We start from the raw sequence: 25,979 nt of genomic DNA, 5'->3' as shown, positions 1-25,979 counted from the left end.
CTGTAAAACGTCATAATGAATTTCATTATGTGTTCACTCGTGAGGCTTGATATTTTTTACGTCCGGAGACGCTGATATCAATCCTGCGAGTGCCCACACAGATTGTCTGATAAATTGTTAAAGAGCATGCCGCGATTTACTGCGGCGCGGGCTGCGTATATTACGCTTTCCGCATTGTCAGTCAAGCATTTATTTTCGCTTAACTCACTGGTTCGTATGATTTCGAACCTACTCAACCCGGCGCTTCGTAAGCCGTTGTGCCGTGTCAGTGGAGGCGCATTATAGGGAGTTCTCGGAGGCTGACAAGAGCTAATTTGAAATAAAATTCCGAGTGCTTCTTTTTTCAGCAAAAAGCCGCTAAAGCGCCAGTTTTTCCAGCAACGGAAAGCCATAACGCTGTAAAACGGGTGATAATTGTACCGCTTCGCCATCCAGCTCAGTGCAGAATGCGACGTTCTGTTGCGAAGAATGTACTTCAGGAGCTTCATGTTCCAGTAACCAGACAGTACGTCGGGCGATTGCCGCACCGGAATCAATCAAACGCGTCCCTTCAGGTAGTACCTGCTGTAACTCTTCGCGCAGTAAAGGAAAGTGCGTACAGCCTAAAACGACCGTATCTGGTGGTTCAGCCATCCGCAGCCAGGGCTGAACAATACGGCGCACCTCATCCAGTGCAACCTCTGCACCGTGCAGCTTCGCTTCGGCCAGTTCCACCAGTTCCGCCGATCCCAGCATCTCGATGTTGCAGGAACCGGCAAATTGCGCCACCAGCTCATGGGTATAAGGACGGCGCACCGTCGCCCGCGTCGCCAGCAACCCGACCACACCATTACGTGTCAGGCGTGCGGCCGGTTTAATTGCCGGAACCACACCTACGACAGGAAACGCAAAGCGTTCACGTAAAGCGGGCAATGAAACCGTGCTGGCCGTATTGCAGGCGATGATGACTAACGAGAGAGGATAACGCTGCGTAATGGCCTCAACGATAGCGACCACCCGTTCCACGATGAAAGTTTCGCTTTTCTCACCATAGGGGAAGCCGGCGTTATCAAAAGCGTAAAGATAATGAAGATCCGGCAACAGCTGACGGACTTCATCATAGACAGAAAGCCCACCGACGCCGGAATCAAACACCAGCACGGTGGGACGTAAATCAGAAGTTGTAGCTGCCGCTGAGGTAATACTCTCGTCCTGGAGTCTGATAGCCATACACTGTCTCGTAATCTTTATCGAACAGGTTGGCAATTCTACCACGAACCGTGAGTTGTGAAGTGACAGGATATGAGACGGCGAGATCCCACAGGCTGACGCCACCTAACTTCACACGACGGCTGGGCGTGCTGTTGAAGTCGGTATCATAACGGTCGCCCAGATAGTGATAAGTCACAGACCAGTCAAACTCATACAGCGTCCAGTCGAGCTGATACTTTACCTGCTGCTTAGCCCGGCGAATGAGCGGCTGATCGCTACTGCCATCCCGCGCATCGACATAATCATATGAGAGCTGATGCGTCAGCGGCCCGGTATCGAATCCCGCGGTGGCTTCAACGCCTTTAATACGCGCCTGCTCAATGTTGTAGTAGCGGAAGGTCTGCGGATCACCTTCAATCAGATTATCAATGTCGTTACGATAGCCCGATACCCGCCAGTTCACCGGCCCGCTCAGGCCTTCAAAACCACCTTCCCACTGCTTACTTTTTTCCGGGTCGAGGTCGCGGTTACCATAGAACGGGCTGTAAACCTGCGACAGATTCGGCGCTTTGAAACCTGTGCCATAAGAGGCGAACGCGCGGTAGCCGGAGATAAACTCCCATGAGGCCGCCGTCTGCCAGGTGTTATGCCAGCCAAACTGATTGTTATCATCACCACGGACCGCGCCTTCAAGGGTGACGCTGCCAAACTGCTGCTGCCCGGTCACGTAGAGGCCGGTATTCCGCTGTTCATAACCATCTGATAAATAGTTCGTGCCTGGCTCGGTGGTCTCCTTCTGCCAGTCAACACCCGCACTGACGGCGCCCTGCCCCACCTGAACGGTATTGCCCCACTGCAGATTGTACTGAGTGACATCATCAAAGGTCGACGCGGCGCCATAGCGGCCATTGCGCGGATCGTAGTTAATGTCTTTGGTATGGCCATAACTGGCGATGAGCTGAGTAGAGTAAAAGTCACGGTTGAAGCGTAACCCGGTGTCCCAGGTCTGGCTGTAGAGCTGACGGGTATCCGCCAGTCCGTTAATGCCGCTCTCATCGTAGTTATATTGCCCGTCGTAGGCGGTACGGTTATCAAACCCGTAACCGCGCACAAAACCACTGAGTTCCTCGCTGAACTGATGCTCAAGGTTGCCATACAGCGTTTTGCTCATAAAGCCGTCGCGATCGTGCTGCGCCGGACCATAGTCATTGGGATAGCCCGCGACTACGTCATACCCTCTGGTATAGGTATAGTTGCCAGCCAGAGTGAGCTTTGTCGCGTCGCCCAGCATCTGCTGGGTTGAGCCGTCGTAAGATTGATAGCCGTTGGACCCCATGCCCGCCGTGAGCGTGGTGCCCGGTTGCGATCGACCCGTAATAATATTCACCACGCCGCCAATCGCATCCGAACCATAAACCGCAGAACGCGCGCCGCGAATATATTCGATGCGCTGTACCAGCGACAGGGGGATCTGGCTGAGGTCCGACGAACCGGTGATACCCGCCTGATTAAGCCGGATACCATCAATCAGGATCAGCACATGTCTGGACTCGGTGCCCCGAATAAACAACGAACTCTGCTGCCCTAACCCGCCGCTTTGCGCGACATCGACACCCGGCAGACGGCGCATCACATCCGTCAGGCTTTTGGCCTGCCAGCGATCAATTTCATCACGCGTGACGACGGTAGTGGGAGCCAGCACCCCGGAAACAGGTTCGGCAAAACGGTTGGCGGTGACTATCTGCGTATCATCATTCCCCTGCGCAAAACCGTTTTGCGCCCAGAGAGAAATCGCCGTTGCGCTCAGAGCGAACAGCGAAGCCGTTTTTTTTGTCATTTTTAATTGCATCCATAAGACGAAGCAGGATGCCGCAGGCCGACAATCAATAGCACGCGATGATTGTACGAGTAGCGACGTTACACCGGCAGGTCTTCGGGCTGGGAATCATAAATGATGATGACTTCCCATCCCGGAGGACAGTGTCTGCAATTGCACTCATCACGACATTCCTTACCGCTGCGCGTCAGCTCCAGATTCACACTGGATTCCCTATTAACTCGGGCTTGAGGCCGGCGTCTGCAGTCTACGGAGTGGCGATACGGAAGTCCAGACAGCCGCTGCGGGACTGGACATCAGCAAGTGAATGCCTACAATCGCCCGCTGGTAAGCTATTAATCAGGATTGCTCATGACACCCGAACATCTCCCCATTGAAGACTATGACGCACAGCTGGCGGAAAAAGTCAGTCGTTTAGAGACGATGATGACGCCGTTTGCTGCGCCCGACGTGGAGGTGTTCCGTTCGCCGGTCAGCCACTATCGGATGCGCGCCGAATTCCGCCTGTGGCACGACGGCGATGATATTTATCACATCATCTTTGATCAGCAGACACGCGAGCGGATCCGCGTTGATCAGTTCCCGGCGGCCAGCCAGCTGATCAATCAGCTGATGCCAAAGATGATCGCCGCGATCCGTGATAACCGCACCCTGCGTCATAAACTGTTCCAGATCGACTATCTGTCGACCCTGAGCAATCAGATTGTGATTTCACTGCTCTACCACCGCAAGCTGGATGATGAGTGGCAGCAGGCAGCCGCAGCACTGCGTGACCAGCTGCGTGCGGAAGGTCTGGATGTGCAGCTGATTGGCCGTGCGACTAAGACCAAAATCTGTCTGGATCGCGACTATGTGGATGAGTGTCTGCCGGTGGCGGGCCGCGAGATTGTCTATCGTCAGGTCGAGAACAGTTTCACCCAGCCTAACGCGGCGATGAATATTCAGATGCTGGAATGGGCGCTGGATGTGACGCAGGATTCACAGGGCGACCTGCTGGAACTCTACTGCGGTAACGGCAACTTCTCGCTGGCGCTGGCGCGTAACTTCCGCCGCGTTCTGGCGACTGAAATCGCCAAGCCCTCTGTTGCGTCGGCGCAATACAACATTGCCGTGAACCAGATTGATAATGTGCAAATCATTCGTATGGCGGCGGAAGAGTTTACGCAGGCGATGAATGGCGTGCGCAGCTTCAATCGTCTGGAAGGGATTAACCTGACCAGCTACGAATGCGAGACGATTTTTGTCGATCCGCCGCGCAGCGGCCTGGATGAAGAGACGGTGAAAATGGTGCAGGCGTATCCGCGTATCCTTTACATCTCCTGCAACCCGCAGACCCTGAGCGACAATCTGCAGACACTGGCAGAAACGCACGACGTGACGCGGCTGGCGCTGTTCGATCAATTCCCCTATACCCATCATATGGAATGCGGCGTCCTGCTGACGCGTAAAGCGTAAAAAAAACGGGAACCCTGAGGTTCCCGTTTTCTTTTATCCCTACTGATTACGCTTGCGCTTAAACCGTGTCGCAATCCAGAACACCAGCGCCACCATCAGAACCGTGGGAACGAAGTTGGAGCCAATGTCCGGGTATTCTGCCCGCACCAGTGCGCTATAAACCAGAATCCCCAGCAGGAAAAATGCTGCCGCGAGTCCTGGCATACCGTCTGGCATATTGGTGTTGAGATAACGCTGATGCAGGCACCAGGCCGCCAGACCCAGCGAAATCAGCGGAAAAATCGAGAAGGGAACAAAGGCGCTAAACAGTACAGAAAACGAGCCGTTAATCGCTAAGCCGGTAATAAAAGCCAGTGCCAGAGTGCTTTTATCGCGGGTACCTGGGTGGGTCATGGACGAATCCTTACTTATTGCTCTTCGGGTTTTTCCAGGGTGACCGCCAGTCGTTCCTGCTCACGGCGGTACCAGTAATAAGCGCCTTTAGCGATCATGCGCAGCTGTAACACCAGCCGATCCTCAAGCTTACGTCGCTGCTCAGCATCAACATCCAGAGCTTCTGCTCCGGCGCTGAAGACAATGGTCACCATCGCTTCAGCCTGCGCTTCGGTGAAACTGCGCGGCATGCGATTTTCGACCTCAAGATAATCAGCCAGTTCAGCGATAAAGTGCTGAATTTCACGCGCCACGGCGGCACGGAACGCGGCAGAGGTGCCGGAACGTTCACGCAGTAACAGGCGGAAAGCGTTGGGGTTGTTACCGATGAACTCCATAAAGGTCGCCACCGATGTCTTAATGATGCTGCCGCCTTTGGCGATACGCTGGCGCGCCTGGCGCATCAGCTGTCGCAGCATCAGCCCGCTTTCATCTACCATTGTCAGACCAAGCTCATCAACATCCTTGAAATGACGATAAAAGGAGGTCGGTGCAATGCCTGCTTCACGGGCCACTTCCCGCAGACTCAAACTGGCAAAACTGCGCTCGGCGCTGAGCTGACTGAAAGCTGCTTCAATCAGTGTACGTCGTGTACGTTCTTTTTGTTGCGCTCTGACGCCCATGCTCTCTGCCTTTAGCGGTGTTGAAGGGGCACTATAACAAAATTTTCAGCGTACAGATTGGCAATCTTTGTCACTGCCTGTGAACCTCACTCTTTGTCAAAATGTGATGAAAATCGCTGATAGAATTCAGAAGTGCGCGACGAGATGTTAGAATCTCGTTGTAAAAATGTATAAATAATAGGACGTATCGGTATGCAAAAGTCTTACGATTACGATGCCATTGTGATTGGCTCAGGACCCGGCGGTGAAGGGGCGGCGATGGGGCTGGTAAAACAGGGAGCGCGCATCGCCGTGATCGAACGCTACCACAACATCGGCGGCGGTTGTACGCACTGGGGTACTATCCCTTCTAAAGCCCTTCGCCACGCCGTCAGCCGCATTATTGAATTCAACCAGAATCCGCTTTACAGCGATCATACCCGACTGCTTCGCTCCTCTTTTGCCGACATTCTTAATCACACTGAAAGCGTGATCAGCCAGCAGACAGCCATGCGTCAGGGCTTCTACGAGCGTAATCGCTGTGAACTTTATCAGGGTGATGCGCATTTCGTTGATGCCAACACCGTTGAGATTGAGCAACCCGATGGCACGCGTGAGACGCTGACAGCAGAGAAGTTTGTTATCGCCTGTGGTTCACGACCTTATCATCCTGACGATGTCGACTTTACCCATCCCCGCGTTTATGACTCCGACTCTATCCTCAACCTGCACCACGAACCGGGTCACGTCATTATTTACGGCGCTGGCGTGATTGGCTGTGAATATGCGTCGATTTTCCGTGGTCTGAACGTCAAGGTTGACCTGATTAACACCCGCGATCGTCTGCTGGCGTTCCTTGATCAGGAGATGTCAGATTCTCTCTCCTATCACTTCTGGAACAGCGGCGTGGTAATTCGTCACAACGAAGAGTTTGAGAAGATCGAAGGCGTGGAAGATGGCGTCATCATGCATCTGAAGTCGGGCAAGAAAGTGAAAGCGGACTGCCTGCTTTACGCCAATGGCCGTACCGGCAATACCGATTCGCTGTCGCTGGAAAATGTGGGGCTGGAAGCGGATGGTCGTGGCCTGCTGAAGGTGAACAGCATGTATCAGACGGCTCAGCCGCACATCTATGCTGTCGGTGACGTGATCGGTTATCCGAGTCTGGCCTCAGCCGCCTACGATCAGGGCCGTATTGCCGCACAGGCGATTATCAAAGGGGAAGCTACGGCGCACCTGATTGAAGATATCCCAACCGGTATCTATACCATTCCGGAAATCAGCTCCGTAGGTAAAACCGAGCAGCAGCTGACGGCCATGAAGGTGCCTTACGAAGTGGGTCGTGCGCAGTTCAAGCATCTGGCGCGGGCGCAGATCGTAGGTATGAACGTCGGCAGCCTGAAGATCCTGTTCCATCGTGAAACCAAAGAGATTCTGGGGATCCACTGCTTTGGCGAGCGTGCCGCCGAGATCATCCACATCGGTCAGGCGATCATGGAGCAAAAAAATGGTGGCAACACGATTGAGTACTTCGTGAATACCACCTTCAACTATCCGACCATGGCCGAAGCCTATCGTGTTGCGGCGTTAAACGGCTTAAACCGCCTGTTTTAACGCAGCGTCGAAATAGTGCTGCATGTGGGTTTTAATTGCCTCTGCCAGCTGTTCATAACGGCTGCGCAGAGGTGAACCCGGACGATAGACCAGCGCAATCGTGCGCTGTGGCACCGGTTTGTAGCAGGTGAGATAGCAGACACCGTCGCGGATACGCTCTGGTGGAACTGCCAGCGCCGGTAACAGCGTAATGCCACTACCTGCCGCTACCATATTGCGCAGCGTCTCAAGACTGGTCGCCCGGAAATGGGTATCTTCATCGGCGCCCGCCTCAAAGCAGAACCCCATTGCCTGGTCACGCAGACAGTGCCCATCTTCCAGCATCAGCAATTTCTCGCCAGCCAGATCAGACATCGGCACACGATCGCGATCGCACCACGGATGATCGGCATAGACCGCCAGCTTCATCGGTTCATCAAATAATGGCACTTCAATAAAGGCCTGGCTCTCTTTGACCAGCGCGATAATCGCACAGTCCAGCTTGCCGCTGTCGAGCTGCGCCAGCAGCTGCTGCGTCTGCGCTTCGTGCAGATACATCTCCAGTTTCGGGAATGTCTGGTGCAGCGTCGGGATAATCTGTGGCAGTAAATAAGGCGCGGTGGTCGGGATGAGTCCGATATGCAGCGGACCTGACATCGCTTCCCCTTGCTGACTGGCCATCTCTTTCAGCACTTTCACTTCACGCAGCACCGTACGCGCCTGATCCACCAGCAGTAAACCTGCCTGCGTGAACAGCACTTTACGGCTGGTGCGCTCCAGCAGCATCACGCCCAGCTCATCTTCCAGCTTGCGGATCTGCCCGCTTAACGTCGGCTGACTGACATGACACGCATCCGCCGCGCGGCGGAAATGACGGTGTTCAGCAAGCGAAACCAGATATTCAAGATCACGAATATTCATTATTACCCTCCAAACCACGATAGCCCGTGGCGATAGATAGAATAGCAATGAACGATTGGCCCTATCAAGGGTGGTTGGGAATAATGCGCGCATCAAATGGGACGCGGTATGTCAGGAGAAAAAATGTTTGCAAGTCAGGAAGGTAAAGCGATTCCGTCGGTGATTTTTCACACACGTCAGGGCGATCGCTGGGTCGATATAACCACCGAAGCGCTGTTTAAAGACAAAACGGTGATTGTTTTTTCACTGCCGGGTGCCTTTACACCCACCTGCTCCTCCAGCCATCTGCCGCGTTACAACGAATTAGCAGGTCTGTTTGCTCAGCAGGGTGTGGATAGCATTCTGTGCATCTCGGTGAATGACACCTTTGTGATGAACGCCTGGAAAGCGGAACAGCGTGCAGACAATATTACCTTTATCCCTGATGGCAACGGCGAGTTCACCCGTGGCATGGAGATGCTGGTTGAGAAGGCCGATCTCGGCTTTGGCCCACGCTCATGGCGCTACTCCATGCTGGTACGTAACGGCGTGGTAGAGAAAATGTTTGTAGAACCGAACAAGCCGGGCGATCCGTTTGAGGTTTCTGATGCCGACACCATGCTGCGCTATCTGGCGCCGGAGTGTAAAGCGCAGGAGTCGGTCTCTATTTTCACTAAGCCAGGCTGCAGCTTCTGCACCCAGGCAAAACAGATGCTGATGGATCATGGCATTCAGTACGAAGAGATTGTGCTGGGACAGGATGCGACAACCGTGAGTCTGCGTGCCGTTTCAGGCCGGGCGACGGTACCGCAGATCTTCATGGGCGGTCGTCATATTGGCGGCAGCGAGGATCTGCATCAATACTTGCTGTCAGCGTAAGAGAATCTGAGCGTCGGCCGGGAGAGTGGACGCTTTGATGATGTGCCTATAAAAAAGTAGTTATTCTGAAGCTAGAGGTTGGCGGGCATTGAATATGCCCGCTTTTTTTTTACCTGCTAATCATGCCAGACGTTGCTTAGCGTCACCGATGGCACGCGCAACCTGCTGTGGTGAAACACCGCCCTGCGCATTACGCTTATCCAGGCAGGATTGCAGCGCCAGGATCGGATAGACATCCTCACCAATCACCGCACTGAACTGCTGCAGCTGCGACAGCGACAGCGCTTCCAGCGCCACGCCCTGCCCGATAGCGGCCACCACGACTTCACCGACGATATGGTGTGCTTCACGGAACGGCACACCTTTGGCGACCAGATAGTCGGCCAGCTCGGTGGAGTTGGCGTAGCCCTGTTCAGCCGCTTCCTGGCAGCGCGGGCGTTTGACCTGCAGCCCATCCAGCACCAGTACTGACATATGCAGACAGTCGAGCCAGGTATCGAGCGCGTCAAACAGACCCTCTTTATCTTCCTGCATATCTTTGTTGTACGCCAGCGGCAGACCTTTCAGTGTCATCATCATGCCAGTCAGTGCGCCCTGCACCCGACCACACTTGCCGCGAATCAGCTCCAGTGCATCCGGGTTTTTCTTCTGCGGCATCAGCGATGAGCCGGAGGTCACTTTATCTGACAGCTCAATAAAGCCTGCTTCGCCGGTGTTGAAGAAAATCATATCTTCGGCAAAGCGCGACAGATGCACCATGCCGATAGCCGCGTCAGAGAGCAGCTCCAGCACGTGATCGCGGTCGGATACCGTATCCAGACTGTTGCGCGTGGCGGAAGCGAAGCCCAGCCAGCCTGCCAGCTGCTGACGATCGATCTCGTAAGCGGTTCCGGCCAGTGCGCCACAGCCCAGCGGGCTAACATCAAGCCGCTTCAGGGTATCCTGCAGACGGCTCTCATCACGCGCCAGCATTTCAACGTAGGCCAGACACCAGTGTGCAAACGTCACCGGCTGCGCACGCTGCAGGTGGGTGTAGCCCGGCATCACGGCATCCTGATTGGCTTCAGCAGTCACCACCAGCGCCTGCTGCAGTTCACGTGTGGCACCCAGCAACGCTTCAATCTGCACCTTGCACCACAGTTTCAGATCGGTCGCGACCTGATCGTTACGGCTACGGCCAGTGTGCAGCTTTTTACCCAGCGAACCGACTTTATCGATCAGCTTGCCTTCCACCCAGCTATGGATATCTTCAGCGTCGCTCTGCAGGATCTGCTCAGGATTTTCACGCACTTCATCCAGTAATGTATTGAGGGCTACTTCCAGCTGCTGCTGCTCATCCTGAGTCAGGACATTGACCGTCACCAGCGCTTTGGACCAGGCAACAGAGCCAATGATGTCCTGCTCTGCCAGGCGGTAATCGAAGCGCAGCGAGTCATTGAACTGTTTAAAACGCTGATCCGCTGCCTGAGTAAACCGTCCACCCCAAAGTGCCATGTGAAAACTCCTCTGAATCGTTAAACAAGAGGCGGCATAAATGCCGCCCCTGAATTAAAACTGTGAGGCGAGGCGTGCCCCGCCTGAAAATTACTTCTTCTGCTCGTTCAGGGCGCGGATACGCGAAGAGAGCGAGAACAGACGGATAAAGCCGCCCGCATGACGATGATCGTACACTTCATCTTCACCGAAGGTGGCGAACTCTTCCGAGTAGAGGCTATTCGCAGAACGCTTCTGGGTAGCTGTTGCCTGGCCTTTGTAGAGCTGCAGCACCACTTCACCGTTAACCTCTTCTGCCAGCGATTCGGCAGCAGCCTGAATCGACTTACGCAGTGGGGCGAACCAGCGACCATCGTAAACTACATAAGACATCTCGTGGCCCAGCTGCTCACGCCATTTGAAGCTATCGCGATCCAGCACCAGCTGCTCAACTGCACGCAGCGCATTCACCATAATGGTGCCGCCAGGGGTTTCGTAGCAGCCGCGGGATTTAATGCCCACCAGACGGTTTTCAACGATATCGATACGGCCAACGCCATGTTTTGCGCCCAGCACATTCAGTTTTTCCAGACACTGGAACGGACTCAGTTTTTCGCCGTTAACCGCAACAACCCGACCTTTCTCAACGGTTACAGTCACTTCTTCAGGCTGGTCAGGCGCTTCCAGCGGATCGACCGTCCAGACCCAGCAATCTTTATTCGGTGCATTGGCCGGGCTTTCCAGCACGCCGCCTTCAGTGGAGATGTGCCAGGCGTTTTCGTCACGGCTGTAGATTTTTTCCAGTGACGCAGTCGTCGGGATGTTGCGCTCTTTCAGGTAGTCCAGCAGCGCTTCACGTGAACGCAGGTTCCATTCACGCCACGGTGCCACGACTTTCAGCTGCGGAGCCAGCGCGGTATAGGTGGTTTCGAAACGCACCTGGTCATTCCCTTTACCGGTTGCGCCATGGCACAGCGCATCCGCGCCCACTTTCAGCGCCAGCTCAACCTGCGCTTTAGCGATGATAGGACGCGCCATAGAGGTGCCCAGCAGATAGGTGCCTTCATACAGCGCACCGGTCTGCAGTACCGGATAAACGTAGTCGCTGATGAACTCTTCACGCAGGTCAACCACGTGGCATTCAGAGGCGCCGGACTGCAGGGCTTTTTTCTCCACACCTTCCAGATCGCCGCGCTCCTGACCGATATCCGCTACGAAAGCGACCACTTCACAGCCGCCGTAGTTCTCTTTCAGCCATGGAATGATGGCCGAAGTATCAAGACCACCGGAGTAAGCCAGAACGATTTTTTTGATGTTTTGCGTTTGCATTTCGTAATCCTTGAATCAGAGTCGTTAAGCGAGAATCCGGGTGCCAATCGACACGCCGTTAAACAGGTCAGGCAGCCGCTCAGCGTGACGCCAGCTGGCAATATCCACCGGGCGGCCAAGCGTACGTGCCGCATCGAGCGCAGCGTGCACTTTAACAATCATGCCATCGGTAATAATGCCCTGGGTAATCAGCTGTTCAGCTTTGTCGGCGGTCATCTCTTCGATGCGCTGACCTTTGCCGTCGAGAATACCACTGACGTCTGACAACAGAACCAGGTCAGCACCCAGCGTCGAGGCCAGTGCGGTCGCCGCCTGGTCAGCGTTGACGTTCATCAGGTCGCCGCTGTCAGTAATGCCAATGGAGCTCACCACTGGCATGTAACCGGCCGCCAGCAGGGTGGTCAGCAAGGCCGGATTACCCGGCGTTGCGTGGCCTACATGGCCGAGTTCTTCATCAAACGGGGCGACATTGACAATGCCTGCATCACCCAGGCAGAGGCCGACTGCATTGATGCCCGATTTTTTTGCCCAGGCCAGCAACGTTTTGTTAGCAGTACCTGCCAGCGCGCCGGTAATAATGTCGATCTGATCGGCAGGGGTAACGCGCAGGCCATTTTTCTTCATCACCGGCAGCGCCAGCTTTTTCATCAGTTCATCGACCAGACAGCCGCCGCCGTGGACAATGATCAGCGGACGCTGATGGGCGCTACGGTACTTCAGCAACGCTTCAAACAGGCGGGCCAGCGCTTCTTCGCTGTCTAACAGCACACCGCCCAGCTTAATAATTAATGGATTGGTCATGGTTTATTGGTCCGTTAAATCAGTGACTGCGTTTCAGGGAAGCCGAACCGGATGTTCAGGCACTGTACCGCCTGCGATGCCGCACCTTTCAGCAGATTATCTTCGGCGGCTACGACAATCAGATGTTCGCCCTGTACTTCAAAACCGATATCACAGTAAGGCAGGCCGACTACGGCTTTCAGCGCCGGTACACCCTTTTCATAGAGCCGTACCAGTGGCTTGTTGTCATAGGCGCGATGGAAAACGGCGGCGATATCTTCGCGGCTGACATCCGCTTTCAGACGGCAGGTGATGGTTGCCAGAATACCGCGCGGGAAACTGCCCAGATGCGGCGTGAAGATCACGGGTGTTCCCAGGTGTGCGACGATTTCAGGGTGATGACGATGGTTGAACAGGCCGTAAGGCTGCAGGCTCACTTCGCAGAAACTGGTACCGACATTCGCTTTACGTCCGGCTCCGCTCACACCGCTGGTGGCGTTAATAACCGGCCACTGCGCATCATTTAACAGTCCGGCATCCACCAGGGGTTTCAGTGCCAGCTGCGCAGCGGTCGGGTAGCAACCCGGTACCGCGACCAGCTGCGCCTGCTGGATTTTCTCGTGCTGGTATTCCGCGAGGCCGTAAACGGCTTTATCCAGCCAGCCGCTATGCTGATGGGTGAAGCCATAGAAGCGGGTATAAAAATCAGCGTCATTAACGCGGAACGCGCCCGACAGGTCGAACACCACACAACCAGCTTTGAGAAATTCCGGCGCCAGATCGTGGCTGACTTCGTGGGCGGTCGCCAGAAACACCACATCCACTTTGTCTGCCCACTCGGCCGCACTGCTCAGGGGCTGAAGCGGCAAATCCACCACACCTTTCAGCTGCGGATGGAGATCGGACAGGCGCTTGCCGGCATCAGGACTTTGCGCCGAAACCGCCAAAGCGGTTATGTTGATATGTGGATGACGATTCAGGAAGGTGACAAGCTCTGTGCCAGCATACCCACTGGCACCAACGATCAGCGTATTCAACATCAGGCTGTAACCCTTTTTACAGTCGCACGTTCCGGGTCGCGGCCTTGCCCCGTTACCCACCCTGTCATCTGCAGTGATTTATGGTTCCCTTGCAGAAGACGTTAATGTATTTTTATTCACTATTACTGCATGAATATGGATACATCCTAACCCAAGGAAAGCCAACAGTGAAGACAAAATTACCGCCTTTTATTGAACTCTACAGCCAGTTAATCGCCACACCGTCGATCAGCGCAACCGATGCCGCACTGGATCAGAGTAATGAAACTTTAATCAATTTGCTGGCCGGCTGGTTCCGGGACCTTGGCTTCAGTGTTGAAGTGCAGCCGGTCCCCGGCACCCGCAATAAATTTAACATGCTGGCGAGAACCGGCACCGGTGCAGGCGGCCTGCTGTTAGCCGGTCATACCGATACCGTTCCCTTTGATGATGGCCGCTGGACGCGCGATCCCTTTACCCTGACCGAGCACGACAACAAGCTTTATGGCCTGGGTACGGCAGACATGAAAGGCTTTTTCGCCTTTATTCTTGATACGCTGCGGGATGTGGATGTCAGCACGCTGAGCAAGCCGCTCTATATCCTCGCCACGGCCGATGAAGAGACCACCATGGCAGGTGCCAAATATTTCTCTGAATCGACGCAACTGCGCCCCGACTGCGCCATCATCGGTGAACCGACTTCGCTTAAACCGGTACGCGCGCACAAAGGCCATCTGTCGAACGTGATTCGTATTGAGGGGAAATCGGGCCATTCCAGCGATCCCGCGCGTGGCGTCAACGCCATTGAACTGATGCATGAGTCAATTACTCATCTTATGCAACTGCGCACGACGCTGCAGGAGCGTTATCACCATGACGGCTTTGCTATTCCCTATCCGACCATGAATTTCGGCCATATTCATGGCGGAGACGCCGCGAACCGTATCTGCGCCTGCTGTGAACTGCATATGGATATCCGTCCACTGCCGGGCCTGTCGCTGAGCGATCTGGATGGATTACTGAACGAAGCGCTGGCTCCGGTGAGTGCACGCTGGCCGGGCCGTGTCACGGTGGCTGAACTGCATCCTCCGATTCCGGGCTATGAGTGTCCGGCAAATCATGAGCTGGTGAGTGTGGTTGAAAAATTACTGGGGACGCCAACCGAGGTGGTGAACTACTGCACCGAGGCACCGTTTATTCAGCAACTCTGTCCGACGCTGGTCCTGGGTCCGGGTTCAATAAATCAGGCACATCAGCCAGACGAATTTATCGATACGGCATTTATTAAGCCGACACATGCACTTATTAGTCAGGTTGTGCAGCATTTTTGTCACTGATTGACAGCAAATGGGGCATTTCACTGTATTAACAGCAAAATGCCCCTTCATTCTGCGGGATTTAACAATAAGAATAACTTATCCCGCTTCTTTCCCAATAAATTCTACGAATTTCCGTTAGTTAGCCACATCTTCGGCGCACTTTAACGCATTTGACGAACGCAACATTACGTGGCTAGATAAAAGACGATGTTATGCCCACCGGGTGATTATCCAGAACGTTTCAGCATGCAGACAGGCGGCAACGGAGCCGGTTCCCTGTAGATTATGGGGAACACAATGTTGTTGTTTTTTCTGCTGCCTGAAAGGTCGGGTGTAGAGGTTTTTCAAGACGATAAGGGTGTCAGGGTCCAATGAACGAACAATATTCCGCAATGCGAAGTAATGTCAGTATGCTCGGCAAACTGCTCGGGGATACGATTAAGGATGCACTGGGTGAGAACATCCTCGACCAGGTGGAAACCATCCGTAAGCTCTCCAAGTCATCCCGTGCAGGAAATGACACTCATCGTAAAGAACTGCTCAATACGCTGCAGAATCTCTCCAACGAGGAGCTTCTGCCGGTTGCACGCGCTTTTAGCCAGTTTCTGAACCTCACCAATGTGGCTGAGCAGTATCAGACCATCTCGCAAAGTGGCGAGGGTGAGAACCATCCTGAACTGCTGAAAAAGACCTTTGATACCCTGAAGCAGCAGAAAGATATCAGCGAAAGCGACATCCTTGCGGCCATTGAGTCGCTGTCACTGGAACTGGTGCTGACCGCCCACCCGACCGAAATCACCCGTCGTACGCTGATTCACAAGCTGGTTGAAGTGAACAGTTGCCTGAAGCAGCTCGATCACAGTGACGTCTCCGATTACGAACGTAACCAGATTATGCGCCGTCTGCGTCAACTGGTGGCGCAGGCGTGGCACACTGATGAGATCCGAAAATATCGTCCGACCCCTATCGATGAAGCCAAATGGGGCTTTGCCGTCGTAGAAAATAGCCTGTGGGAAGGCGTTCCTGCTTTCCTGCGTGAGCTTAACGAGCAGGTCGAAGAGGCGTTTGGCCTCAAGCTGCCGGTCGATTTCGTGCCGGTTCAGTTCACCTCATGGATGGGCGGGGACCGCGACGGTAACCCGAACGTCACGGCGTCTATTACCCGCCATGTGATGCAGCTGAGTCGCTGGAAAGCCACTGACCTGTTCCTGCGTGATATCGGTGTGCTGATCTCCGAGTTGTCGATGTCCGAGTGCAGTGAAGAGATCCGCGAACTCAGCGGCGATCCGGAAGCGCTTGAGCCTTACCGTGTGATCCTGAAACGTCTGCGCAGTCAGTTAATGACCACCCAGTCCTTCCTGGAACGGCGCCTGAAAGGCGAACGTCTGCCGCGTCCGGCCGATCTGCTGGTTTCAAACGATCAGCTGTGGGACCCGCTGTTTGCCATCTATCAGTCACTGCAACAGTGCGGCATGGGCATTATCGCCAACGGTCAGTTGCTCGATACGCTGCGCCGCGTGAAATGCTTCGGCGTGCCTTTGGTGCGAATCGATCTGCGCCAGGAGAGCACCCGTCATAAAGAGGCGATCGCTGAAGTGACCCGCTATCTCGGCCTTGGCGATTATGAAAGCTGGTCTGAAGCGGACAAGCAGGCGTTCCTGATCCGTGAACTGAATTCCAAGCGCCCACTGCTGCCACGGACCTGGGAACCCAGCGATGAGACGCGTGAAGTACTGGAGACCTGCCGCGTCGCGGCTGAAGCCCCACAGGGTTCTATCGCCGCCTATGTTATTTCGATGGCGAAAACGCCTTCTGACGTACTGGCCGTGCATCTGCTGCTGAAGGAAGCCGGTATCGGTTATGCCATGCCGGTTGCCCCGCTATTTGAAACGCTTGATGACCTGAACAACGCGAACGACGTCATGAGCCAGCTGCTGAGCATCGACTGGTATCGCGGCTTTATTCAGGGCAAACAGATGGTAATGATTGGCTATTCTGACTCGGCGAAAGATGCCGGTGTGATGGCCGCCAGCTGGGCGCAATATCAGGCGCAGGATGCGCTGATTAAAACCTGCGAGAAGGCGGGAATTTCACTAACGCTGTTCCACGGACGCGGCGGCAGCATTGGTCGTGGCGGCGCGCCCGCCCATGCTGCACTGCTGTCACAACCGCCAGGCAGCCTGCGCGGTGGTCTGCGTGTGACTGAACAGGGTGAGATGATCCGCTTTAAATATGGCTTACCGGCTGTCACTATCGCCAGCCTGTCGCTCTACACCGGCGCGATTCTGGAAGCGAACCTGATGCCGCCGCCGGAGCCAAAACGCGAATGGCGCGATATCATGGATCAGCTCTCGGCTGACTCCTGTGCGATGTATCGCGGTTATGTGCGTGAAAATGCTGACTTCGTACCCTACTTCCGCTCGGCGACGCCGGAACAGGAGCTGGGTAAATTACCGCTGGGCTCACGTCCGGCCAAACGCCGGCCTACCGGCGGCGTAGAGTCATTGCGTGCGATTCCGTGGATTTTCGCCTGGACGCAGAACCGTCTGATGCTGCCTGCGTGGCTGGGTGCCGGCGCTGCATTACAGCAGGCGATGGCAGCCGGTCATCAGGATCAGCTGGAAGCGATGTGCCGCGACTGGCCATTCTTCTCCACCCGTCTGGGGATGCTGGAGATGGTCTTCTCGAAAGCCGACCTGTGGCTGGCGGAATATTACGATCAGCGTCTGGTCGATAAATCACTCTGGCCGCTGGGTAAACAGCTGCGCGAACAGCTTGCTGCGGATATCAAAGCGGTACTGACCATCGCCAATGACTCACATCTGATGGCTGACCAGCCGTGGATCGCCGAGTCGATTGCGCTGCGTAACGTCTATACCGATCCGCTTAACGTACTCCAGGCAGAACTGCTGCATCGTTCACGTGCGCAGGAAGCCCGTGGCGATGAGCCGGATGCCCGCGTAGAGCAGGCTCTGATGGTGACAATTGCAGGTGTGGCGGCAGGTATGCGCAATACCGGTTAAACGTGGTCAGGCGCTGATAATCGTCGGTGCCGTCACCCAGCAAAAACAAAAAAGTCGGGACTCTCCCGACTTTTTTATTGGCTGAAGCGCAGCAATCAAGCCGCAACGGCAGGACGGACGCCTAAAGTGTGGCAGATGGCGTAACTCATTTCGGCACGGTTCAGCGTGTAAAAATGGAAATCTTTCACCCCTTCACGTGACAGGATTTTCACCATGTCCATCGCAATATTAGCGCCCACCATTTTGCGCGTTTCCGGGTCATCATCCAGACCAGCAAACATCGCGCTCATCCAGCCCGGCACGCGCACATTGGTCAGCGTGGCAAAGCGTTGCAGCTGTTTGAAGTTAGAAACCGGCAGAATGCCCGGCACGATTTCCACGTCAATACCCGTCGAAACACAGCGGTCGCGAAAACGCAGATAACTTTCAACGTCGAAGAAAAACTGGGTAATGGCCCGGTTTGCGCCGGCATCAATTTTTCGCTTCAGGTTAATCAGATCGGCCTGGGCGCTTTTCGCTTCGGGATGGACTTCCGGATAGGCAGCGACGGAAATATCAAAATCGCCAACCTCTTTCAGCAACGACACCAGATCGCTGCCGTACATCTCTGGCTTACCGCTGCCAGGCGGCAGATCGCCACGCAGCGCCACAATATGACGAATGCCGTTGTTCCAGTAATCCTGGGCGATGGAGCGTAGTTCATCCCGCGTGGCATCGACACAGGTCAGATGCGGAGCAGCCTCCAGACCGGTGCGATCTTTTATGCCTTTGATAATGCTGTGAGTGCGATCGCGTTCGCCTGAGTTCGCGCCGTAGGTGACAGAAACGAATTTCGGCTTCAGGCTGCTCAGACGATCGATGGAGGTCCACAGGGTCTCTTCCATTTCGCTGGTACGAGGCGGGAAGAATTCAAATGAAACATTAATTTGCCCGTTCAGCTCAGCCAGGCTCTGGTTTAGCGCTTCGCGCTGATTGGCATGAAAGAAACTCATCCTGCACCCTCATCGATTAACAACTGGCCTGCGAACATCTACACGTTTAGACGTCCAGATGTTCAAAGTGACGTAATCTGAGAGTGCCGTCAACTTAAAAATGATCAACAGACGTGATCATTTTTCAATCAACATGAAGGGAATTCAACCGGAAAGAGATAACGCATTGAAATCAGGCGCCGAAGCGCCTGATAAGGAGAAATTACAGCAGTTGTGCAAGGCGATTAATATCTGACTGGATAGCGCCAGCGGTGACATCCCGGCCTGCGCCAGGTCCACGGATCACCAGCGGATTATCACGATACCAGCGACTCTCAATCGCAAAGACGTTGTCGCACGGCAGCAGTGAGGCCAGCGGATGTTCCGGACGTACCGCTTCAACACCCACGCGCGCCTTACCGTTGGCATCAAAACGGGCAACGTAACGCAGCACCAGATCCATCTCCTGCGCGGCTTCCAGCCGTTGCAGCATCTGCTCGTTCAGCTCTTCACCATTCTCAAAGAAGTGGTCCACTGAGCCTTGTTGACAGTTTGTCGGCACCAGCGATTCAACCCGCACCTGATCCGGCTCGATGTTATAGCCTGCCTCACGCGCCAGGATCACCAGCTTGCGCATCACATCCTGACCCGAGAGATCGGCACGTGGATCGGGCTCGGTCAGGCCCTGCTGCCACGCCTGATCCACGAGCTCAGTAAACGGCACCGTGCCATCAAACTGCAGGAACAGCCACGACAGGGTGCCGGAGAAGATCCCACTGATCGCCAGGATGGTATCGCCACTGTCACGCAGATCCCGCACCGTGTAGTTGATCGGCAGGCCGGCACCGACGGTGGCGTTATACAGCCAGTGACGCCCGGTTTTGGTAAAGGCATCACGAATCTGCCGCCAGGTCTGACTGTCAGACGCCCCCGCGACCTTATTGGCGCTGATCACATGAAAACCGTGGCTGGCGAAGTCGAGATACTGCTGCGCCAGCGGTGTGCTGGCCGTAACATCCAGCACCACCAGATCATCAAACGGGTGAGCACGCATCCACAGGAACAGCGACTCTTCATCGCGCTCCACCGCTTCATCATCAAAGAAGGCGAGTGCCCGGCTGGCATCCAGTCCATCATAGCTCAGGAGGCTGCGACGGCTATCCACCACGCCCGCCAGCACAAATTCAAAGCCGGTTCGCGCTGACAGCGTTTCCTGATCGCGGGCAAACAGCTCCAGCCAGCGTGAACCGATATTGCCTTTGCCAAACAGCATCAGACCGATGCGTTTTTCTGCCCGGAACAGTGACTGATGCAGTCCCTGAATAAGATGCTGAGTCGGGCCGACGCGCAGCACCGCGACCACGCTGATGTGCTCTTCTGACTGCCAGATGAACTCAACCGGCTGATCTTTTAACTGCTGCCAGAAGCGATGGGTATGCAGCGGATTGCGGGTAACGCCTGCGCCAACCAGCGCCACCAGCGCCAGGCCGTCACGCAGCTGCAGATGGCCCGGGAAACCGGCATCCTGTAGCAGCGAAAAGGCGCTGTTAACCACTTCGGAGGTATAACAGAGCTGCAGCAGTTGACGATCAGGATGGACGCCAAACGCCAGCGGACGCAGCTGCGCGCGTTTCAGCAACAGGTCGATCTCTTTATGCAGGATAACGAAGTCATGCTGCTCTGGCAGCTGAATCTCAATCAGGCAAACATCATCGTGACTGGTGACAATACGCGCGCCCGTCCCGGAGGCCAGCACGCGTTCAATACGGGTTGAGCCCTGCTCCGGCTGATAACTGCAGCGCAGTTGCAGGTCGATATCGCTGCCAGAAACCGGCTGCAGCGTACGGGTGTGCAGCACCGGCGCGGCCAGGCGCGCCAGCTCACTGGCTTCATCAAGCCTTAGCAGCGGCAGCAGACAGGCATCAGAGACTTTGCGGGGATCGGCGCTGTAAACACCCGCCACATCGCTCCAGATGGTCACACGTCCGACCCCCGCCAGCGCACCAATCTGCGTAGCAGAATAGTCGGAGCCATTACGGCCAAGCAGAACGGTTTCACCGGCGTCGTTGCGGCTGATAAATCCGGTTACCACGATGCGCTTGTGCGGATGTTGCGCCAGCAAAGTCTGCAGCAGCGGCCAGGATTTACCTTCATCCACCTGCGGTTGAGCAGCACGTTCAGCGCGCAGAAACTCACGCGCATCCAGCCAGCAGGCCTGCAGATCACGCTGGCTCAGTACCGCTGACATCAGGCGTGCCGACCAGACTTCACCGTGCCCGACCACTTCGGCATAGACCGCATCGGTGATCGGTGCATCCAGCAGGGCAGCCAGCTTTTCGAGATCGTGAATAAACGCGGTAATTAAAGGTTCGGCTATCTCAGCAGGCAGCAGCGCACTGATCAGTTCGCTCTGGTAGCGTCGTAAAGCCTGTTGCACCTGGTGCGCAGAGAGGCGATCGTTCTGGCTCAGCTTCAGCCAGCTAATCAGCTGGTTAGTCGTTGAGCCTGCCGCAGAGACTACCATCAGATCGCCCGGCTGGCTGTAGTCCGCCATAATGCTGGCAACGCGCTGATAACAACGCGCATCGGCCAGGCTGCTGCCGCCAAACTTATGCAACTGCCTGATGTTCGGCGTTCCGGCGCCTGCTGAAATCGTCATGCTTAACCCTCGGCTGCGACCCGGAATGCATTATCCAGATCGGCAATTAAATCTTCGTGATCTTCAATACCGACAGAAACCCGTAGCAGCGTATCGGAAATGCCCGCTGCCGCGCGTGCTTCTGCCGACATCCCCGCGTGCGTCATGGTGGCGGTATGGGAGATCAGACTCTCTACTCCGCCCAGCGATTCCGCCAGCGTAAATAGCCGCAACGCTTTCAGGAAGCGGCGCAGCAGCGCCTCATCACCGTCGATTTCAAAACTCAGCATCGCGCCAAAGCCGCGCTGCTGACGTACGGCATGTTCGTGTCCGGCGTTTTCCGGCAGCGAAGGATGATACAACTTTTTCACCCGCTTCTGCTGCTTCAGATACTCAACAATCGCAAGTGCGTTGCGTTGTGCCGCTGCAATACGCGGCGACAGCGTACGAATCCCACGCAGCAGCAGATAGCTGTCAAACGCCGCGCCGGTCACACCAATGTTATTCGCCCACCAGGCCAGGTCGGTCGCCAGTTGCGGATCTTTGGCAATCACCGCGCCCGCCACCACATCGGAGTGGCCATTGAGGTATTTGGTACAGGAGTGGATCACCAGATCAGCACCCAGCGCCAGAGGGTTCTGCAGCGCCGGACTCATAAAGGTGTTATCCACCACGCTGATGGCGCCGGCCGCACGCGCAGCGGCGCAAATTGCACTGATATCCACTACGCGTAGCAGCGGATTGCTGGGGCTTTCAATCAGCACCAGTTTAGGACTTTCATCCAGTGCCGCCTTAAGCGCCACCGGATCGCCCTGATCGACAAATTTCACCCGATACGCGCCGCGCTTGTTCAGGCTGTCAAACAGTCGATAGCTGCCACCATAACAGTCGTGTGGCGCAACCAGCAGATCGCCAGGCTTCAGGAACACTGTCGTGACCAGGTGAATCGCCGACATCCCGGTATTGGTTAATACCGCGCCCGCTCCCCCTTCCAGTTCGGCCAGGGTACGCTGTACGACATCACGAGTGGGGTTGCCACGACGGGAGTAGTCATGCGCACGCGGTTCATTGAAATCCAGGAAGTTATAGGTCGTCGAGAGGTGGATAGGCGGGACAACGCAGCCATATTGCTCGTCATCATTCAAACCGCTGCGCACTGCGATGGTTGCCGGTTTACGGGTCATGAGCGAATTGTTCCTGAAGAGTGAATAAAAGGTAGCCCACAGGATATCACCCCCTAATTAGACGTCAATACATCTGGACATCTAAATGTCTTTGCGTATAGATTGAGCAAAAACGCAATAACCGCTAAAATTATGCGTCATCGCCTGGCGTTCCCCTCTGCAATGCAGTGGTAGTGAGCGAAGAAAACCCGCCATATCAGGGGCCAGGCAGGAAAAAATCAGGCATAATCCGCTGATTTCCTCACATTTAACGTTTATTAATTAAGGTAACCCATGGCTGAATGGAACGGCGAATATATCAGCCCGTACGCTGAGCACGGTAAGAAGAGCGAGCAGGTTAAGAAGATTACAGTATCTATCCCATTGAGCGTGCTGAAGATTTTAACGGATGAGCGTACCCGTCGTCAGGTAAACAACCTGCGTCACGCCACCAACAGCGAGCTGCTTTGCGAAGCCTTTTTACATGCCTTTACGGGCCAACCGCTGCCGGATGACGTCGACCTGCGCAAAGAGCGCAGTGATGAGATTCCGGAAGAAGCAAAAGCAATCATGCGCCAGATGGGTGTCGACCCGGATACCTGGGAGTATTGATCTTTCAGCCATAAAAAAACCCAGCCGAAGCTGGGTTTTTCTTGCCGCCGAACCCGCAGGTTCAGGTGCCTTTTAATCTTATTTTTTAGCGCCTGGCACGCTGAAACGCTTGTTAAAGCGGTCAACACGGCCACCAGTTGCCACTTCACGCTGCTTACCGGTATAGAACGGGTGGCATTTGCCACAAACGTCCAGGTTCAGTTCGTGAGTCAGTGTTGAACGGGTGTGAATCTCGTTGCCGCAGGTACATTTGATAGTAACTGCTTCGTATTTCGGGTGAATACCTTGTTTCATGGGAAACCTCATAGAAGGCCGTGTCGCTCTCCGTGCCAGGCGTTAACCTGCACAGCACCACACGCGGTTGAACATTATAGGGTGTACTCCGGCCAGATCTTTCTCACCGAAGGCGGCATATTATACAGGTAACTTTCGATTGCTGCAAACTTCTGCTGAGATACCCGCCGTCAGGGTCAGCGTGTACACTAGCTTACCCGATGATTATGCCGGAAAGAGAGAGTTATGCCCGTAGTCCAGGTCGCCCTGCCCGTCCCCTTGCCCCGCCTGTTTGATTATCTGCCGCCACAGGGTGCGCAGCCGGTCATCGGCGGTCGCGTGAGTGTGCCCTTTGGCAATCGCAGGATGATCGGGATTGTGGTCGCCTTTCGTGACAGCAGCGATCTGCCGGAAGCACAACTCAAGCGCGTGATCGAGGTGCTGGATAGTGAGTCTCTCTATCCGCCCTCACTGTGGCGCATTCTTAACTGGGCCGCCAGCTACTATCACTCGCCGCAGGGAGAAGTGCTGAGCCACGCGATTCCGGTACTGCTGCGCCAGGGCAAAGCGGCGCAGGACAATCCACTGTGGCGCTGGGAAATTACCGAGCAGGGCCGGGAAACTGCACCAGAAAGTTTAAAGCGGGCACCTAAACAGCAGCAGGCACTGGCTGCTCTGCGTCAGCAACCGCTCTATCGTCATCAGGTCACTGAACACGATCTGACAGAGGCGACACTGCAGGCACTGCGGGCCAAAGGGCTATGCGAACTGCATGAGCATCAGCCGCAGAGGCATGACTGGCGTACCACCTATGCCGTGAAAGGTGAACGTCTGCGACTGAACACCGATCAGGCGATGGCAGTCGGTGCGATTCGGGCAGATGATGAACATTATGCAGCGTGGCTGTTGGCGGGTATCACCGGTTCCGGCAAAACTGAGGTCTACCTTAGTGTGCTGGAAAATGTGCTGGCACGCGGTAAACAGGCGCTGGTGCTGGTGCCGGAGATTGGCTTAACCCCGCAGACTATTGCCCGTTTTCGCGAACGTTTTGATGCGCCCATCGATGTGTTGCACTCTGCCTTAAATGACAGTGAGCGGCTGGCGGTGTGGTTACGTGCACGGTGCGGCGAAACGGCGATTGTGATTGGCACGCGATCGGCGCTGTTTACGCCGCTGGCCCGGCCTGGCGTCATCATTATTGATGAAGAGCATGACAGCTCTTATAAGCAGCAGGAAGGCTGGCGCTATCAGGCGCGTGACCTGGCTGTCTTCCGCGCCCATGAAGAGGATATCCCGATTGTCATGGGATCGGCGACGCCCGCGCTGGAAACACTGCACAATGTCCGTAGCGGCAAGTATCGCCAGCTCGACCTGACAAAGCGTGCCGGTAATGCCAGACCGGCACTGCAACAGCTTATCGATTTAAAAGGTGTGCAGCTAATCGGCGGCCTTGCACCGGGCCTGATTGGTAAAATGCGCCAGCATCTGCAGGCCGATAATCAGGTGCTGCTGTTTCTTAACCGTCGCGGCTTTTCGCCCGCCCTGCTCTGTCACGATTGCGGCTGGATTGCCGAGTGTACCCGATGTGACCGCTATTACACGCTGCATCAGCATCATCGCCAGCTACGCTGCCACCATTGTGACAGCCAGCGTCCACTGCCTAATCAATGCCCGCAGTGTGGCTCAACCCATCTGCTGCCGGTAGGTGTCGGGACAGAACAGCTGGAGCAGCAGCTCGGCACACTCTTCCCTGGCGTTCCAGTGTCGCGAATCGATCGTGATACCACCAGACGCAAAGGCGCGCTGGAGCAGCATCTGGCTGATGTCCATCGCGGTGGCGCACGTATTCTGGTCGGCACGCAGATGCTGGCCAAAGGCCACCACTTCCCCGATGTCACGCTGGTGTCACTGCTGGATGTCGATGGAGCACTGTTCTCAGCCGATTTTCGTGCGGCGGAACGTTTTGCGCAGCTCTATACCCAGGTCGCCGGTCGCGCTGGCCGTGCCGGCAAACAGGGCGAGGTGCTGCTGCAGACGCACCATCCGGAACATCCGCTGTTGCAGACGCTGCTGCACCAGGGTTATTCGGCGTTTGCTCAGCAGGCGCTGCTGGAGAGACAGGCAGTTCACCTGCCGCCCTGGAGCCGCCATGCGTTGTTCCGCGCGGAAGATATGGATAATCAGCAGGCGGCGGAATTCCTGCAGCAACTCCGCAATCTGCTGGAGGCGAGCCCGCTAAATGACAAGGCGATGTGGTTTATGGGTCCATTGCCTGCTCTGCAGCCAAAACGCAGTGGACGCTGGCGCTGGCAACTGCTGCTTCAGCATCCTTCCCGGCAGCGTCTGCAGCAGTTGCTGAGCAGTTCATTGCCGCTGGTTTCCACGCTACCCGCCGCGCGCAAAGTGAAATGGACGCTGGATATTGACCCGAACGAGAGCTGATTTTTTCTGACACTGCGAGCCAGATCGAAAAATGTCGCATAAGTCACA

General features: G+C 55.4%; 20 protein-coding genes and 1 riboswitch. Of the genes, 7 read left to right on the top strand and 13 right to left on the bottom strand.

What is annotated here, in order from left to right:
• Positions 1-357: 357 nt before the first annotated feature.
• Positions 358-1,209, bottom strand: coding sequence for a glutamate racemase (murI, locus tag HZZ01_RS20500; protein WP_136197294.1), 852 nt, complete (start codon positions 1,207-1,209; stop codon positions 358-360).
• The gene (gene btuB / locus HZZ01_RS20495) at positions 1,154-3,028 is read right to left on the bottom strand and encodes a TonB-dependent vitamin B12 receptor BtuB (protein WP_179899271.1); all 1,875 of its coding nucleotides are present in this window, start codon (positions 3,026-3,028) and stop codon (positions 1,154-1,156) included. Before btuB ends, murI begins: the two co-directional genes overlap by 56 nt.
• Before the next feature lie 69 nt (positions 3,029-3,097).
• Positions 3,098-3,281: riboswitch (cobalamin riboswitch) on the bottom strand.
• Between the two features lie 98 nt (positions 3,282-3,379).
• On the opposite strand from btuB, the gene trmA reads away from it, so the two are divergent.
• Positions 3,380-4,483, top strand: a complete 1,104-nt coding sequence (gene trmA, locus HZZ01_RS20490; RefSeq protein WP_179899270.1) for a tRNA (uridine(54)-C5)-methyltransferase TrmA — start codon at positions 3,380-3,382, stop codon at positions 4,481-4,483.
• Between the two features lie 39 nt (positions 4,484-4,522).
• Here trmA and HZZ01_RS20485 read toward each other — a convergent pair whose 3' ends face one another.
• Complete coding sequence (locus tag HZZ01_RS20485; protein ID WP_179899269.1) at positions 4,523-4,876, bottom strand: YijD family membrane protein; 354 nt, start codon at positions 4,874-4,876, stop codon at positions 4,523-4,525.
• A 14-nt stretch (positions 4,877-4,890) separates the two neighbouring features.
• Positions 4,891-5,538, bottom strand: a complete 648-nt coding sequence (gene fabR / locus HZZ01_RS20480; protein ID WP_179899268.1) for an HTH-type transcriptional repressor FabR — start codon at positions 5,536-5,538, stop codon at positions 4,891-4,893.
• A gap of 192 nt (positions 5,539-5,730) precedes the next feature.
• Here fabR and sthA point away from each other — a divergent pair, with 192 nt between their 5' ends.
• On the top strand, positions 5,731-7,131 hold the full coding sequence (gene sthA / locus HZZ01_RS20475) for a Si-specific NAD(P)(+) transhydrogenase (protein ID WP_090967168.1): 1,401 nt from the start codon (positions 5,731-5,733) through the stop codon (positions 7,129-7,131).
• On the opposite strand, the gene oxyR is transcribed toward sthA, so the two are convergent.
• Entirely contained in the window at positions 7,114-8,031 is a 918-nt protein-coding gene (gene oxyR / locus HZZ01_RS20470) for a DNA-binding transcriptional regulator OxyR (protein ID WP_010258132.1), read from the bottom strand. The genes sthA and oxyR overlap by 18 nt on opposite strands.
• Before the next feature lie 123 nt (positions 8,032-8,154).
• Between oxyR and HZZ01_RS20465 the strand changes: the two genes are divergently transcribed.
• On the top strand, positions 8,155-8,889 hold the full coding sequence (locus HZZ01_RS20465; RefSeq protein WP_179899267.1) for a glutathione peroxidase: 735 nt from the start codon (positions 8,155-8,157) through the stop codon (positions 8,887-8,889).
• 120 nt (positions 8,890-9,009) lie between these two features.
• On the opposite strand, the gene argH is transcribed toward HZZ01_RS20465, so the two are convergent.
• The 4 genes from argH to argC form a co-directional block, all read right to left on the bottom strand.
• Positions 9,010-10,383 (bottom strand): argininosuccinate lyase, encoded by a 1,374-nt coding sequence (argH, locus tag HZZ01_RS20460; RefSeq protein WP_179899266.1) that lies wholly within the window; start codon positions 10,381-10,383, stop codon positions 9,010-9,012.
• A 90-nt stretch (positions 10,384-10,473) separates the two neighbouring features.
• Complete coding sequence (locus HZZ01_RS20455; RefSeq protein ID WP_022624925.1) at positions 10,474-11,691, bottom strand: argininosuccinate synthase; 1,218 nt, start codon at positions 11,689-11,691, stop codon at positions 10,474-10,476.
• Positions 11,692-11,715: 24 nt separating this feature from the next.
• Positions 11,716-12,492: an acetylglutamate kinase gene (gene argB, locus HZZ01_RS20450; RefSeq protein WP_179899265.1), complete on the bottom strand. Its 777-nt coding sequence runs from the start codon at positions 12,490-12,492 to the stop codon at positions 11,716-11,718.
• A 14-nt stretch (positions 12,493-12,506) separates the two neighbouring features.
• On the bottom strand, positions 12,507-13,511 hold the full coding sequence (gene argC, locus HZZ01_RS20445; protein WP_179899264.1) for an N-acetyl-gamma-glutamyl-phosphate reductase: 1,005 nt from the start codon (positions 13,509-13,511) through the stop codon (positions 12,507-12,509).
• Between the two features lie 167 nt (positions 13,512-13,678).
• On the opposite strand from argC, the gene argE reads away from it, so the two are divergent.
• Both argE and ppc read left to right on the top strand, forming a co-directional pair.
• Complete coding sequence (gene argE, locus HZZ01_RS20440) at positions 13,679-14,827, top strand: acetylornithine deacetylase (RefSeq protein WP_179899263.1); 1,149 nt, start codon at positions 13,679-13,681, stop codon at positions 14,825-14,827.
• 353 nt (positions 14,828-15,180) lie between these two features.
• Positions 15,181-17,832, top strand: coding sequence for a phosphoenolpyruvate carboxylase (ppc, locus tag HZZ01_RS20435; RefSeq protein ID WP_179899262.1), 2,652 nt, complete (start codon positions 15,181-15,183; stop codon positions 17,830-17,832).
• 95 nt (positions 17,833-17,927) lie between these two features.
• Here the strand turns inward: ppc and metF are convergent, their stop codons facing one another.
• From metF to metB, 3 genes are all read right to left on the bottom strand, one after another.
• On the bottom strand, positions 17,928-18,824 hold the full coding sequence (gene metF / locus HZZ01_RS20430) for a methylenetetrahydrofolate reductase (RefSeq protein WP_179899261.1): 897 nt from the start codon (positions 18,822-18,824) through the stop codon (positions 17,928-17,930).
• Positions 18,825-19,026: 202 nt separating this feature from the next.
• The gene (locus HZZ01_RS20425) at positions 19,027-21,462 is read right to left on the bottom strand and encodes a bifunctional aspartate kinase/homoserine dehydrogenase II (RefSeq protein WP_179899260.1); all 2,436 of its coding nucleotides are present in this window, start codon (positions 21,460-21,462) and stop codon (positions 19,027-19,029) included.
• Between the two features lie 2 nt (positions 21,463-21,464).
• A complete protein-coding gene (gene metB / locus HZZ01_RS20420; RefSeq protein ID WP_179899259.1) occupies positions 21,465-22,625 on the bottom strand; it encodes a cystathionine gamma-synthase in 1,161 nt (386 codons plus the stop codon).
• A 273-nt stretch (positions 22,626-22,898) separates the two neighbouring features.
• Between metB and metJ the strand changes: the two genes are divergently transcribed.
• Positions 22,899-23,216 (top strand): met regulon transcriptional regulator MetJ, encoded by a 318-nt coding sequence (metJ, locus tag HZZ01_RS20415; protein ID WP_009088019.1) that lies wholly within the window; start codon positions 22,899-22,901, stop codon positions 23,214-23,216.
• A 78-nt stretch (positions 23,217-23,294) separates the two neighbouring features.
• Here the strand turns inward: metJ and rpmE are convergent, their stop codons facing one another.
• Entirely contained in the window at positions 23,295-23,510 is a 216-nt protein-coding gene (rpmE, locus tag HZZ01_RS20410; RefSeq protein WP_003851227.1) for a 50S ribosomal protein L31, read from the bottom strand.
• Between the two features lie 225 nt (positions 23,511-23,735).
• Between rpmE and priA the strand changes: the two genes are divergently transcribed.
• Positions 23,736-25,931 (top strand): primosomal protein N', encoded by a 2,196-nt coding sequence (priA, locus tag HZZ01_RS20405; RefSeq protein WP_179899258.1) that lies wholly within the window; start codon positions 23,736-23,738, stop codon positions 25,929-25,931.
• Positions 25,932-25,979 lie beyond the last annotated feature (48 nt).

Source organism: Pantoea sp. WMus005 (assembly GCF_013415305.1).
Lineage (GTDB): Bacteria > Pseudomonadota > Gammaproteobacteria > Enterobacterales > Enterobacteriaceae > Pantoea > Pantoea rara.
The sequence above is the reverse complement of the archived record's forward strand: the minus strand, read 5'-3'. Positions and strand labels throughout refer to the sequence as shown.